The sequence below is a fragment of the Lysinibacillus sp. CD3-6 genome (assembly GCF_006351725.2).
Classification (GTDB): Bacteria; Bacillota; Bacilli; order Bacillales_A; family Planococcaceae; genus Lysinibacillus.
The window spans coordinates 1112954-1128028 of the sequence record NZ_CP085880.1 but is presented as its reverse complement, the minus strand read 5'-3'; the positions used below and the strand labels follow the sequence as shown (position 1 = coordinate 1128028).

Below are 15075 nucleotides of genomic sequence, written 5' to 3'. Positions count from 1 at the left end.
GATTAATACCTCGGCTTTCGATCCATAATTTCTTGCATAAATTGTTCGTAATGCTTGTAGCGGTACTCGCGAATTTCTCCTGTTTCGACCGCTGCCTTAACCGCGCATTTAGGTTCCTTCAAGTGCAAGCAGGCTCTGAATTTACAATCTTCAGCGATTCGTGAGATTTCTGGGAAACATGCACCTAGCTCTTCTTTTTCAATTTCATCAAAATCAAATGAGCTAAATCCTGGTGTATCTGCCAATAAACCGTCACAAACTTCTATTAACTCAACATGACGAGTCGTATGCTTGCCTCGTCCTAGGCTTTGCGAGATAATGCCCGTTTTTAAATTTAAATCAGGGATTAACGTATTAAGTAATGTCGACTTGCCAACACCCGATTGCCCAGCAAGCACCGATGTTTTTCCTTTTAAAATTGGCTGAAGTCGGTCCATTAGCTCTTCCTCATCTTTATAAGTTTGAAGCACTGTATAACCCATGTTTTCATAATCTTCGATATAGCCCTGTAATTCCTCACGCTCATTGTCTTCTAATAGATCCATCTTTGTCAGACAAATGATTGGGTGGACATGAAATGACTCTAAAACGACTAGGAAACGATCCAGTAAAATCGTATTAAAGTTAGGCTCCTTGACAGAAAATACTAGAATGCCTTGGTCGATATTGGCAATCGGTGGACGAACAAGTTCATTTTGGCGTTCAAGTATTTTTTGTATTGTACCGTCGGAGCCTTCTGTTTCAAGTGTATACTCAACAAAGTCACCCACAAGTGGGGATTCCCCGCGATTACGAAATACCCCACGTCCTCGACATTGTATGAGCTCTTCGCCATTATAAACATAATAATAGCCACTTAATGCTTTACGAATTTGGCCTTGCGCCATCCAATTCCCCCTTATTTAACATCATCATAATTAAAGCTTTCTGACTCAATAATTTCTGAGTCACGGATTATTTTATAAGCCGCTTCTTCACCTTCTACGATGACAAGCTGTATTTTATATTGTCGGTCACTCGTAATAGTAAATTCATCAAAGGCTTTTACCATTGTATGGGTTTTATCTTGAATTTCAATGCGAATAACTTGCTCGTCGCCTTCTTCTGCAGGCTCATATGGAATTAAAACATTTTTAATAAATGTTTTTACAGGTTTTTCGGCAGGTCCTTTACTTAAAACAACTGCAATTGTATCGCCTTCCATTAAGCTAGTACCAGGTTTTGGCGTTTGTGAAATAACACTACCCGCTGGTACGGTATCGTTGTAATCTTCTCGAACAGTACGCCATTTTAATCCTACTCGATTTACGTAATCATCCATTTGCGCTTTCGTGTAATTTGCCACGCTATCTACTGTAATCATTTTTACACCTTGGCTTATCGTAAATGTAATCGTCGCATCTTTAGCGATGATTTCCGCACCCTCTGCAGGATCTTGTTCAATAATTTGACCTTCAGGCTGTTTGGAATGCACATAATTTTTTTGGATTAAAAGTTTATCTTTTAACAAAGACTCTACTTGACTAATTTGTTGCCCCGTATAGTCTTCGATTTTAATCGTTTCTACACCAATACTGACAATTAGCTCTACTTCAGTTCCTTTTACTCGCTTCGAACCTTTTGCTGGGTCTGTCTCAATAACTTTGTCTTTTTCAACTTCTTCAGAGTTACGCTCTTGTTTTTGTTCAGCTACAACAAAGCCTTGTTCTTGTAATTTTTTTGTCGCTTCTTCAACCGTTAAATTCGCAACACTAGGCACCTCAATTTTTTTCGGGCTAAATAAATCTGTTGCAAATAAAAAGAATAGGAACATGGCAATAACGACTACTAATAGCCCTGCCACATAAACTGGCCACTTTTTCTTTTGTTTAACAGGCGCCGCTTTTTCAACAGGTTTCTTCGCTTCCACTTTAGATGGGGTAATAGCTTCCATTGACCTTGTTTGCGTTAAATCCTCATCTTTGCGTTTTGGCTGTTCCTTTATAATTGGAATGGCTCTTGTGGCATCATTATCAATAGGAATCGTAAACTTTGGTTCATTAATACGTGTTGATGATAACACCGTATCTAAGTCCTCTTGCATTTCTTCTACGGTCGCATATCGATGGGATGCATCTTTGGCAGTAGCCTTTAATACCACATTTTCTAGACTTTGTGGAATTGTACCGTCAAATGCTCGCACAGATGGTGTCTCTGTTTGCAAATGCTTAAGTGCAATGGAAACAGCTGATTCACCTGAAAACGGCAATTCTCCTGTTAGTAATTCATACAACACAATGCCTAGTGCATAAATATCTGATTTATATGTTGCTGTTCCACCACGCGCTTGCTCTGGTGATAAATAATGTACAGTTCCTAGCACAGAATTAGTTTGCGTAAATGATGTTGCACTTAGCGTCATAGCTATTCCAAAATCCGTTATTTTCACATTCCCATCCGCATCCATTAAAATATTTTGCGGTTTAATGTCACGGTGAATAATATGATTTTCATGGGCATTGGCAATTGCTGACGTTAATTGCTTCATAATATGCACACTTCTCGCAGGCGAAATTGGTGCATATTCCTGTATGTACTGCTTTAACGTCTTTCCTTGAACATATTCCATCACAATATAATGCAGATCTCCATCATCACCTACATCATAAATACTTACAATATTCGGATGTGTAAGGCTTGTAACTGAAAGTGCCTCACGTTGAAAACGTCGATGTAATTCATCCTCATTGGTAAAATCATAACGTAATATTTTTATCGCTACGTCCCTATTTAATATCATATCATGCGCCAAGTATACATTGGACATGCCTCCGCCACCAATGAGATCTAAAATTTTATAGCGGTCACTAATTCGTTTTCCTACAAGCATACTTACACCTCCTCATCTTGCCTTGTGAGTAACACGAGGGAGATATTATCTTCTCCCCCGCTTGCATTGGCTAATTCCACAAGTTTTCGTCCTTTTTCTTCAATTAAATCTGGATAGGTAATGATAGATGCCATTTCGTACACTGACAGTTTATTGCTTAAACCGTCTGAGCAAATGAGTAAATACGATTCTGGCGCTAGCTCTACTTCATAAAAGTCTGGCTCAATAGTTTCCTCTGTTCCAACAGCTTTTAAAATGAAATTTTTCTTCGGATGCGTCATTGCTTCCTCTTCGCTAATTTCACCATTTTCAAGTAGAACATTAACATAAGAATGATCTCTTGTTATTTGTTGTGCGCCATCATCAAAGAAATAATACACACGACTATCACCAACATGCGCAATGAAGCAATAATTCCCTTCAATTAACACGGCAATAAACGTCGTACCCATTCCTTTACAGTCTTCGTGTGATAAAGAATAGTCGAATATATTTTTATTCAATTGCTTAACTGCTTGTCGTAACCATTCTTTTTTTGATGTCATAGTTGCAAAATGATGTGTCTCTGCTTGTAAAAAAACGGTCTCCATTTGTTTCATTGCCATATCACTCGCCACATCGCCAGCATTATGTCCACCCATGCCATCCGCTACAAGTGCTAGTGCAAGTCCATCTGGACGTTTAAAAAATGCAGCTCGATCTTCATTAATTGCTCGTTTTAAACCAATATCACTTTCGACTGTGTATTCCATCACTGGTCACCTCGTTTCTTCAGATCTCTCTTTCGCACGTAATTGTCCGCATGCCGCATCGATATCAGACCCTTGCTCTCTACGGATTGTTACGTTTATACCATTTTTCTTTAATGTTTTTTCAAAAGCAAAAATTTTACTACGAGATGTGCGGATATAATCGCGTTCTGGTACGTAGTTTACAGGAATTAAGTTTACGTGGCATTTAATTCCTTTTATTAGTGCAGAAAGTTCTTCTGCCACTTCTACTGAATCATTTTCACCTGACATTAAACCATACTCAAAACTTACACGTCGGCCCGTTTTTTTCGTATAGTAACGAACTGCTTCCATTAATTCTTCCAATTTGTATGCGCGTGCAATAGGCATCAGTTTTTGACGTGCCTCCTGGTTTGGCGCGTGCAATGATACAGCAAAGTTAATTTGAAGCTGTTCATCTGCAAATTGATAGATTTTAGGTACAATACCCGAAGTTGAGACAGTAATGTGACGTGCCCCAATATTTAAACCTTTTTCATGATTTATGACTTTTAAGAAGCTCATCATGGCATCATAGTTATCGAAAGGCTCACCAATACCCATAATAACGATATGTGACACACGTTGATTTACTTCATCTAAAGCTTGCTGTACTTTTACAACTTGCTCTACAATTTCACCTGCTAATAAATGGCGCTTTAAGCCCCCTAAAGTTGACGCACAAAACGTACAACCAATTCGACAGCCCACTTGTGTCGTGACACATACTGAATTGCCATATTCATGGCGCATTAACACTGTCTCAATTGAGTAACCATCTTGTAGTTGGAATAAAAATTTAATCGTACCATCTTTTGATTCCTGTTTAATGATCGTTGATAGTGTTGTTAATGCAAAACTTGCCTCTAACTTGTCACGCAATGCTTTTGAAAGGTTAGACATGTCTTCAAATGTTTTAACACGTTTATTGTATAACCAGTCAAAAATTTGTGCTGCGCGGAATGGTTTTTCACCATTTTCTTTTAGCCACTCTTCTAATTGATGTGGTTGTAGTGAGTAGATTGATTCTTTTAAATTCGGCTTTTCTTTTTTCGCTCGTCGTACGGGCTTTTCTTCAGCTTCCTCGACTAAGTCATTAATACGTTCATTAAATTGCTCTTGATCCACCATTAGTTGGATTCTCCTTTTTTACGAAAGGCTGCGACGAAGAAACCATCACTGCCGAAGTCTTGTGGAAAGACTTGAAGCATGCCATTTGCTTGCTTTTCCGCTAATTTTGTTGGTAAAGATTCTAGTTGTATCGCTTCCATTTCTGGATGCTCTCTTAAAAAGGCATCAACAGTGCCTTCGTTTTCTTGTTTATCGACTGTACATGTACTGTATACAAGCTTGCCTTCTTTTTTCAGTACTTTAGTTGCTGCATCGAGTAGTGCTAATTGGATTTTTTGAAGGTTTTCTAAATCTTCTTCACGCTTCGTATATTTAATATCAGGTTTACGACGCATTACACCTAAACCACTACAAGGCGCATCGACTAACACCGCGTCAAACGATTCTGGTTGTAAAAACTCTGGAGCTTTACGTCCATCAATTGGAGCGGTTTCTACAATATCAAGTCCTAGACGTTCTGTATTATGGTCGATTAAATCTAATTTATGTGGATGCAAATCCGTTGCCAAAATGGAACCTGTATTGTTCATTTTTTCGGCTAAATGTGTTGTTTTGCCACCAGGTGCCGCACACATATCTAAGACGCGCATTCCTGCGGAAGGATTCAAAACATTTGCAGGAATCATAGAACTTTCATCCTGAATAGTAATAAGTCCATCTTGAAATGCCTTTGTACGGGCAGGTTGTCCATTTGTCACATGTAGACATTCTGGCATTAAATCACTTTGCTGTGCAGTTAAGCCTTCAGCTTGTAAGCTTGCAATCGCTTGTTCTATAGTTGCCACTGTCGTATTGACACGAACCGTTTGTACTGGTGGAACGTTATTTTCATGAAGCATTGCAGTAGCTACTTCTACGCCATAATTATTAACAAAACGATCTACCAACCATTGTGGATGACTTGTTTCAATAGCAAGACGTTCTACAGGATTTTTTATTTCCTCTAAAGATCGTACACCCTGACGCAATATAGAACGTAAAATACCATTGACTGTAGAGGCAATTCCTTGGTGTCCACGGCGCTTGGCAATTTCTACCGCCTCGTTCACTGCTGCATGAGGTGGAATACGCGTTAAATAATGCATTTGATATAGTGACAAACGCAACAGCCAACGCACCCAATGATCTAGTTTACCACGAATAAATGGCTCTAAATAGTAGTCGAGGGTCATTTTATATTGAAGCGTACCATACGTAATTTCAGTTAAAAGTGCACGATCCTTCGCTTCAATTTTATGGCGTTTTATCGTTTCATGTAAAAGTAAATTACTATACGCTTGGTTTTTATCTACTGCTAATAGGATAGATAGTGCGGCATCTCGTACATTACCATCCCAAATTACTACGCTTTTTTTACTCATTTAAACTGATCCCCGATCTGTAATTTTGAACCTGTACCTCGCAAATAATCCTCTGCTGTCATACGTTTTTTCCCAGCTGGTTGAATGTCATATAATGAAAGTGCTGTGCCATTTCCAGCCGCAACTTCAAAATGGTCCTTTGCAATTGCTACGACTGTACCAGGTGCAGCATTATGTTTTGCTTGTCCTACTTGTGCCCACCAAATTTTAAAGTTTCCATCTTCAAAAGTTGTATAAGCTACTGGCCAAGGATGAAGTCCTCGCACTTGATTGTATAAAGTCGTTGCATCCTTTGTCCAATCAATTCGTTCTTGCTCGCGCGATATATTGCTCGCAAATGTCACTTGCGTTTCATCTTGTACAGTGCGGTTATTTGTTCTATTTATAATAGAAGGTAGTGTTTCTTTTAACAGATCACAGCCTACAACACTTAGTTTATCAAAGAGGCCACCTGTATGGTCGTCTTCTTCAATAGCTATTGCCTTTTGAGATATAATATCGCCTGCATCTAACTTCTCTGCCATATACATAATCGTTACGCCAGTCTCTTTTTCACCATCTATAATTGCCTGGTGAATAGGAGCTCCTCCACGGTATTTCGGTAAAAGTGATGCATGGACATTAATACAACCAAGTGGTGGGACATCTAGCAAGTCTTTCGGTAAAATTTGCCCAAATGCTGCTGTAATAACGATATCTGGCTGTAAATCAAGTATTTGCTGTAATTCTTCAGAGCCACGTAGCTTTTCAGGTTGAATAACTGGTAAGCCTAATTCCAAAGCCGCTGCCTTTACAGGTGGCGGTGTTAGTACCCGCTTGCGTCCTACTGGTCGATCTGGTTGTGTCACAACTGCTTTAATATCATAGCCCTCATTGTGTAGCATACGCAAAATTGGCGCGGAGAAATCAGGTGTTCCCATAAAAATAATCGACGTCATTTTATTCCTCCTCTTCTGCGTACATTTCTTCAAGCTCTTCTTCTGTAAGAATACGTTTAATTTTAGAGTCAAACAATATACCATCTAAATGATCAATTTCATGTAAAATTGCTCGTGCTTCAAAGCCACCTGCCTCAAGCTCATAAACACGCCCTTCACGGTCACATGCTTCAATTTTTACATAGTCAGGACGTTCAACTTCTCCATATAGACCTGGGAAACTTAAACACCCTTCGACATCAACTTCTGCACCGTCCGTTTTAATAACAGTAGGATTAATCATCTCTAAAATATCTCTTTCCTCGCCAAGCTCGACAATCGCCACACGCAAGCCTACATTTATTTGTGGTGCTGCAATACCTACACCATCATATTCCACCATCGTGTCATATAAATCATCTAGTAATGTAATAATATCTTCATTAATTTCTGTAACTTCCGCACATGGTGTTGATAAAACTTTTGCTGGATGTTCAATCACTTTTTTAATCGCCATTTCTCGTTCCTCATTTCTAATATTTAAGACGTCTACGCCTTTATTGTTATGTCAGGCCAATAACTAATAAACTGAACTTGCATGCAAGCATATCTCATCGCATTCCTATATAGTAGACGGGTCTAAATCAACCGTCATTAATATGCCCTGTTTTATCCATTCTGCTCGATACATTGCAAGCAATCGTTGCAATACAGGTATCAGATTTGGTTCAATTTTATATTTTATCAAACATTGATAGCGATATCTATTTTGGAGACGGCTAATACTTGCAACTGTTGGGCCTATAATAGACACTTGATTTGATAAATTCCCTCGAAGCCAATCCCCAGCTCGCCCAGCATACTCGGCTGCCATCATTACATCTTCATGCGATACTTGTATAAGCGCAACGAAATAGTAAGGTGGGTAGCCTGAACGACGACGTAAAAACATTTCACGTTCATAAAATGGCTCGTAATCTTGTACTTTAGCTAATTCAATTGCATAATGCTCTGGCGTATACGTTTGAATAACGACCTCACCTGGTTTATCATGGCGTCCTGCCCTACCACTTACCTGTGTAAGTAACTGAAACGTCCGTTCCGCCGCGCGGTAATCTGGTAGATGCAGAGATGTATCAGCACTAAGCACACCAACAAGTGTAATATTAGGAAAATCAAGTCCCTTTGCAATCATTTGCGTACCGAGTAAAATGTCGGCTTGCCCCTCACCAAATGCTTGCAAAATCTCTTCATGTGCCCCTTTGTGCTTTGTAGTGTCCACATCCATTCTTAGCACCCTAGCCTCTGGAAATAGCTTAAAAATTTCTTCTTCCACTTTTTGCGTCCCTGTTCCAAAATACCGTATATGATCACTTTGACATTGCGGACAAATTTGTGGCACATGCTCTTCATACCCACAGTAATGACACTTCAGTTTTTCAGTAGTGCGATGGTAGGTTAGTGAAATATCACAGTTCGGACATTGTACGACAGTACCACAATCACGACATAGCACAAATGACGAATACCCTCTTCGATTTAAAAATAACACCATCTGTTCCCGTCGTTCAAGTCGAGTACGAATCCCTTCAATAAGCAGTTCAGAAAACATAGAGCGGTTTCCTTTTTGAAGTTCTTCTCGCATATCTGCTACATAGACAGTCGGCATCGCCTGGTGTAGTGCACGTTGTTTTAATGTAAGTAGTGTGTATACACCTTTTTTTGCACGGGCATATGACTCAAGGGCAGGTGTCGCACTACCTAAAATGACAGGACATTGATAATATTGGCTACGCCAAATTGCTACATCTCGCGCATGATAGCGTGGAGAGTCCTCCTGCTTGTAGGTAGATTCATGCTCCTCATCTAAAATGATAAGTCCCAAATTTGTAAAAGGTGCAAAAATAGCTGAACGAGCACCAACTACTACTCTTACTTTACCCTGTTGAATTTTTCGCCATTCATCATACTTCTCACCTACAGATAACCCACTATGCATGACCGCAACCATCTCACCGAAGCGGCTACGGAAGCGTTCTGTCATTTGCGGTGTTAAAGAAATTTCAGGTACTAGCATGATCGCTTCTTTACCTTCATTTAAAACTTTTTGAATCGCCTGTAAGTAGACTTCCGTTTTACCACTGCCTGTTACACCTTGCAATAAAAAAGTTGTAGCGGCATGTGTTTCAAGAGCGTGTGAAATTGCATTTAATGCAACAGCCTGCTCGTCTGTTAATTGTAGTGATTGTGTACGCGCAACTTCATTTGTAAAAGGATCTCGATATACTTCTTCTTGTATAAAGCACGCAGCTCCTTTATCAATGACCGCTTGTAATACAGCAGCAGATACTGCTGTTGCCTCATAAATTTGCTGGGGCGTGAATATTTCTCCAAGATGTGAAGTCATCCATTCAATTAAAGACCGTTGCTTTGCAGCTCTCGATGCTTCTATCAGTGCTTTACTAAGAGCTTGTTCGTCTTCTGCAATTTTGACCATGCGCACTTCTTTCACATTGCCTTGTTGCTTTACAACATTTTCTATCTTTACGATTTTATCTGCAATCAGTTGCTTTAATAACGGCAATAAGCCCGCACGTTCAAATTCTTTAAAGTTTGCCTTATGGCGTTTTCCAAAAATCTCCTGAACTTCTAATGGCAACGAAGCTTGCTCTACTTGTAATGTTACTATTTTTTCATACTTTGCCCGAAGTGCAGAAGGTAGCATTACTTGTAAAGCATCAATTTCATAACAAATTGTTTCGTTTTTTAACCACTTTGCCATCAACAGCATTTCTTCAGTGAAAACAGGCTCAATATCTAAAATTTGTGCGATTGGCTTTATTTTGTTTTCAGGAACATCTGTATCGTTTTTTAAACCTACAACAAATCCTAGTACATTTCTCGGTCCAAAAGGTACTTTCACACGACAACCTTTTTCTATTACAGCTAGCCACTCTTCAGGAACAGCATAGTCAAATGTGCGATCTACATGGTATGTCGAAACATCCACTATAATCTCAGCATATAAACTCATTGCGTCTCACCTTGTAATACAAGCTGCCATAGCTCTTTCGCAAATTGTGCGGCGTCTGAGACATCCAATTCTTCACCATTTACGTTCGCTACATGACTAAAATCAATCCATTCGTTTGATATAACTCGTACAATCGGCTCCCCAACCACTTTTTGTCCAAAAGTTACTGCAGTCGTACCATCAACAGACATGATAGGGGCACTTTCTATAGTTGGTATATTAGCCGCGTGAAGTAAAAATGCCTGTGGATATTGTTTTTTTAATTGTTCGACTTGCGCTATCAGTTCATTAGCATTTGATGCTTCTCCACCTAATAGAATCGCATGTGCTCCAAGTGTTTGTGCCTCGTTCACTAACGCATGTCCAATCCTACCATTTGCATTTGTACTAATGACATGTTGTTGATCGTCCATAGGGATATACCATGCACCCGCTGTAACAAGCACCGTTTTGCCTGCAAGTGGTTTAACCTTGGATGAAAAATAATCTTGCACAAGAGCTGTAATCTTTTCTGGTTCCTCTAAACGACCTTTGCCAACATAGCCACACGCTAAAAAGCCTTCAGACGGTTCAATAAACTGATAGCCATCAGCTGCTAGCTGTGCCAAATTTCGCTTTACTGCTGGATGATCATACATATGAACATTCATCGCTGGCGCAATCCAAACAGGCGCAGTTGCGGCAAGTAAAGTCGTTGTCACCATATCATCAGCAATTCCGTTTGCGAGTTTACCAATGACATTAGCAGTTGCTGGTGCAACTATAATTAAATCTGCCCAATCTGCTAAATCTATATGGGCAATTACCTTTGAATCCTTTTCATCAAAGGTATCGAAATAGACATCATTTTTTGACATGACTTGAAAGCTTAACGGATTAACAAACTGTCGCGCCGATGCTGTCATAATGACCTTTACGTTGGCACCTGCCTGAGATAGTTTACTCACTAGTGCTACAGCTTTATAAACAGCAATACCACCTGATACACAAAGTAAAATATTTTTGTTCATCTACAATGTCGTCCTTTCAAACGATAAGCTCCCAAAGGACAATTCCTCGGGAGCTCTCGGCATTCTTGTATAATCAAAAAATCACTGCAGATTTTAACATTAACTTGGCAAAAGCTTTATACCATCAATGTTAGATTTCGTCTTCGTACACAGCTGACTCATCTTGTGATACTTTCGTAAGTACGCCTGCTGCTACCTCTTCAAGCGCTTTTCCTACATATTTATAGGAAACATATTTGTGCAAGCGCTCAGTACCTTCGATTTCTTGCATTTGACGAGCACGTTTTGATGCTAAACTTACTAAAGAATATTTAGAATCTATCTCTTTTTTTAAGGCATCTACTGATGGGTATAACATTGGTTTATTCTCCTCTCAACATTGACAAATATCTTTTTTCAACACGTTCTCTACGACAATGCTCGGCTTTAATAATCGCATTTATACGATCACAGGCATTCGTCACTTCATCATTTTCAACTACATAATCATATAAGCTCATCATTTCAAGCTCTTCACTTGCAGTTGCGATGCGCTTTGCAATAACATCTGCTGTTTCCGTCCCACGACCAACTAAACGATCTTTTAATTCCGTTAAACTCGGAGGGGCTAAGAAAATAAATAAGGCATCCGGTGCTTTTTTACGAATTTGTGCTGCTCCTTGTACTTCAATCTCCAAAAATACATCACGACCAGCATCAAGTGTTTCATTTACATACGTTATCGGAGTGCCGTAGTAATTTCCTACAAATTCAGCATGTTCTAATAAGCCACCTTGTTCAATTAACGTTTCAAACTCTTCACGCGACTTAAAAAAATAGTCTACACCATCTACTTCACCTTCGCGAGGATTTCGTGTTGTCATTGAGATGGAATACTCATAATTCGTATTCGGTTGAGAAAATAATTCTTTTCGCACTGTCCCTTTTCCTACACCAGATGGGCCAGACAGAACAATTAATAATCCACGTTCTTTTATCATTTATTCTCTATATCTCCCTTAATTTATAACAGATGCAAGCATGTTATTCGATATTTTGAACTTGCTCTCGCATCTTTTCTAAAATTGTTTTTGCCTGAACTACTGCAACGGCTGCTTCTGTCGATTGATTTTTTGAACCTATTGTATTAATTTCGCGATGAATCTCCTGCATTAAAAAGTCTAATTTACGTCCGATTGAAACTGTTTCTAATAGTGTTTCTTCCAGCTGGTTAAAATGACTATCTAATCGATCTAACTCTTCTGTTATGTCCACTCGTTCTGCAAATATTGCTACTTCCGCGAGCAAACGATCTTCTAAGAGCGCTCCATCTGCTATTTCAGCAATTCGTTCTAATAATCGTGTACGATATTTTTCAACAGCAAGTGAGGAATAAGAGCGAATTTGATTCACTTGTTCCATTAACTGTTCCTTATATTGTACAACAACATCTTGCAATTCTTGCCCTTCACGCTCACGCATTTGGATCAACTGTCGAGTAGCTTCTGCTACCGCATGTTCAACTGCCCCCAATAAATCCTCTGGCATTAATTGCGGTTTTTTCTGTACTAACGCTTGCTCTAGCGCTAGTAGCTCCTGCATTGTCCATTTTTCTTCTAGTGGTACTTTACTTGCTAATTGCTCTTTTGCCTTACGATACGCTTCAATTAATGACCAATTAATTTCAATAGATTGCTCGACGTTTTCTAAATCCTTCACATATACCATCACATCAATTTTCCCACGTGATAAAGCTTGTGAAATCAATTTCTTAGCAAAAATTTCTGCTTCTAGCCATTCTTTTGGAAACTTTGCATGAATTTCTAAAAAACGATGGTTGACCGAGCGTATTTCTACGGTTAACTGAAAGTCTCTTGTTGTTGTGACACCTCTGCCAAAACCAGTCATACTACGCACCAAGGTTCGTCACACCTTTCTTTGCATACTGGGATTATTATAACATAAGCTCCGTCATTTATGACGTCTCTCCACAAAAAATTCGCTAGTGCAAAAATTAATTCTACCACATCTGAAGCTATATTTTAATATTCACCTAAAAAATGCTATGATAAACATACAAAAAATGCATTCATGCGTAAGATGGCTATTTGAACACACCTTAAAATAGGAAGAATTCCATCCTATCTGTTCATACACACTGCCAATGCATGTGCAAAGATTACTATTTATATACGAATACACAATGATGCAATAAATCGTTGGAAAGAGGAACTAAAATGGCATTCGATGGCTTATTTACTTATTCAATGACAACAGACCTGCAACAATTAGTAACAGGTCGTATTACTAAAATACATCAACCTAACGCTCAAGAAGTTGTTTTACAAATTCGTGCAAATGGTGGCAACCATAAATTATTGTTTTCTATCCACCCTTCCTATGCACGTGTACATCTTACTGAGCAAACAATAGAAAATCCCTCAGAACCTCCTATGTTTTGTATGTTATTACGTAAACATATAGAAGGTGGTTTTATTTCTTCTATTAAACAGCATGACCTAGATCGCATTATTATAGTAGAAATCCAAAGTAAAAATGAAATTGGCGATCCAATTGTACGAGAATTACACGCAGAGATTATGGGTCGACATAGTAACCTGCTATTAATAGATAAGGAACAAACTAAAATTATCGATAGTTTAAAACATTTATCACCATCGATGAATAGTTTCCGCACTATATTACCAGGGCAGCCTTATATCGCACCACCTGCACAAAATAAATGGCAACCACTAACGGTAACAGATGAGCAGCTAACTGTATTTTTTAATGAGCCGAAAACAGCAAAGGAAGTAGTTTCACAATTTGTTGGCTTTTCGCCATTACATGCCGAGGAGTTATTATTCCGTTTAGCATCTACAGCTAATAAAGTTATATGTTTCAGAGACTTTATGGCTGCCTTTCGTGATGGTGGCACAGAACCGATGTATGTATTTGCTAATAACAAAACCTATTTCTCCCCTATCGCTTTAACCCATTTACAAGGAGAAAAAACCGTTTATCCGAATTTACATGAGCTGCTTGATCGCGTATTTTTCGCGCGCGCGGAGCGAGATCGAGTGAAGCAACAGGCAGGAGATTTAGAACGCTGGCTACAAAATGAAATTGATAAATTGTCATTAAAAATAAAAAAACTGACAAAAGACTATGAACGTGCATCCAAACTAGATCAATTCCAATTGTTTGGGGAACTGCTTATGGCCAATATTTACGCTTTCGAAAAAGGTGTGAAGGAAGTAACAGTAACTAACTATTATAGTGAGTCCGCTGAAGAAATTACGATTCCTGTAAGCGAACGTAAAACACCTATTGAAAATGCGCAAAGTTATTACACAAAATACACAAAAGCTAAAAATGCCCTTATTATGGTACAAGAGCAGCTTGAAAAAACAAAAGAGGAAATAACATATTTTGAAATGCTAGCGCAACAGGTTCAACAGGCATCCCCAGGTGATATAGAAGAAATTCGTGAGGAATTAGCCGAACAAGGCTATTTAAAATTACGTCACGCTAAGAAAAAGAAAAAACAACTAAAGCCTGAGCCAGAACGTTATATATCATCTACAGGGACACCGATTTCAGTAGGTAAAAACAATAAACAAAATGACATGCTAACATTTAAAATTGCGAAGCGGACAGATACATGGCTACATACAAAGGACATACCAGGTTCGCATGTAGTCATTCACGCTACTGAGCCAGATGAAACGACATTGAGAGAAGCCGCAACACTTGCCGCGTATTTCTCCAAAGCTCGCGACTCTTCCTCAGTTCCAGTAGACTATACAGAAATACGTCAAGTCAAAAAGCCAAATGGTGCTAAACCTGGATTTGTTATCTATTTCGAACAAAAAACATTATTTATCGATCCAGATGAAACTGTCATTTTACAGTTAAAAAAACAGTCTTAAAGATAGGAATACGATGCATTTCGCATCGTATTTTTCTTTTTCTAAAATCCTCCTCCGCAATGTGTACTATAA

At 38.8% G+C, this 15075-nt stretch carries 13 protein-coding genes; 1 reads left to right on the top strand and 12 read right to left on the bottom strand.

The annotated features are described in order from the left end of the window. Positions 1-2: 2 nt before the first annotated feature. From rsgA to FH508_RS05165, 12 genes are all read right to left on the bottom strand, one after another. Positions 3-887 carry a ribosome small subunit-dependent GTPase A gene (gene rsgA / locus FH508_RS05220; protein ID WP_173477802.1) on the bottom strand — a complete coding sequence of 295 codons (885 nt, stop codon included), beginning with the start codon at positions 885-887 and terminating at the stop codon, positions 3-5. An 11-nt stretch (positions 888-898) separates the two neighbouring features. Then, entirely contained in the window at positions 899-2869 is a 1971-nt protein-coding gene (pknB, locus tag FH508_RS05215) for a Stk1 family PASTA domain-containing Ser/Thr kinase (protein ID WP_173477803.1), read from the bottom strand. A 2-nt stretch (positions 2870-2871) separates the two neighbouring features. Beyond that, positions 2872-3621, bottom strand: a complete 750-nt coding sequence (locus FH508_RS05210; protein WP_173477804.1) for a Stp1/IreP family PP2C-type Ser/Thr phosphatase — start codon at positions 3619-3621, stop codon at positions 2872-2874. A 6-nt stretch (positions 3622-3627) separates the two neighbouring features. Continuing rightward, a complete protein-coding gene (gene rlmN / locus FH508_RS05205) occupies positions 3628-4770 on the bottom strand; it encodes a dual-specificity RNA methyltransferase RlmN (RefSeq protein ID WP_173477805.1) in 1143 nt (380 codons plus the stop codon). Further along, positions 4770-6131, bottom strand: coding sequence for a 16S rRNA (cytosine(967)-C(5))-methyltransferase RsmB (gene rsmB / locus FH508_RS05200; RefSeq protein ID WP_173477806.1), 1362 nt, complete (start codon positions 6129-6131; stop codon positions 4770-4772). The genes rlmN and rsmB overlap by 1 nt, the downstream gene beginning before the upstream one ends. Next, positions 6128-7069 (bottom strand): methionyl-tRNA formyltransferase, encoded by a 942-nt coding sequence (gene fmt, locus FH508_RS05195; protein ID WP_173477807.1) that lies wholly within the window; start codon positions 7067-7069, stop codon positions 6128-6130. The genes rsmB and fmt overlap by 4 nt, the downstream gene beginning before the upstream one ends. Position 7070: 1 nt before the next feature. Continuing rightward, positions 7071-7565: a peptide deformylase gene (gene def, locus FH508_RS05190; RefSeq protein ID WP_173477808.1), complete on the bottom strand. Its 495-nt coding sequence runs from the start codon at positions 7563-7565 to the stop codon at positions 7071-7073. Between the two features lie 105 nt (positions 7566-7670). After that, entirely contained in the window at positions 7671-10082 is a 2412-nt protein-coding gene (priA, locus tag FH508_RS05185; RefSeq protein ID WP_173477809.1) for a primosomal protein N', read from the bottom strand. Then, complete coding sequence (coaBC, locus tag FH508_RS05180) at positions 10079-11092, bottom strand: bifunctional phosphopantothenoylcysteine decarboxylase/phosphopantothenate--cysteine ligase CoaBC (RefSeq protein ID WP_173477810.1); 1014 nt, start codon at positions 11090-11092, stop codon at positions 10079-10081. The genes priA and coaBC overlap by 4 nt, the downstream gene beginning before the upstream one ends. Positions 11093-11222: 130 nt before the next feature. After that, positions 11223-11450, bottom strand: a complete 228-nt coding sequence (gene rpoZ / locus FH508_RS05175) for a DNA-directed RNA polymerase subunit omega (RefSeq protein WP_173477811.1) — start codon at positions 11448-11450, stop codon at positions 11223-11225. A 4-nt stretch (positions 11451-11454) separates the two neighbouring features. Continuing rightward, positions 11455-12072 (bottom strand): guanylate kinase, encoded by a 618-nt coding sequence (gmk, locus tag FH508_RS05170; protein WP_173477812.1) that lies wholly within the window; start codon positions 12070-12072, stop codon positions 11455-11457. 43 nt (positions 12073-12115) lie between these two features. Then, entirely contained in the window at positions 12116-12991 is an 876-nt protein-coding gene (locus tag FH508_RS05165) for a YicC/YloC family endoribonuclease (protein WP_173477813.1), read from the bottom strand. Between the two features lie 317 nt (positions 12992-13308). On the opposite strand from FH508_RS05165, the gene FH508_RS05160 reads away from it, so the two are divergent. Further along, entirely contained in the window at positions 13309-15003 is a 1695-nt protein-coding gene (locus FH508_RS05160; RefSeq protein ID WP_173477814.1) for an Rqc2 family fibronectin-binding protein, read from the top strand. Positions 15004-15075: the final 72 nt, after the last annotated feature.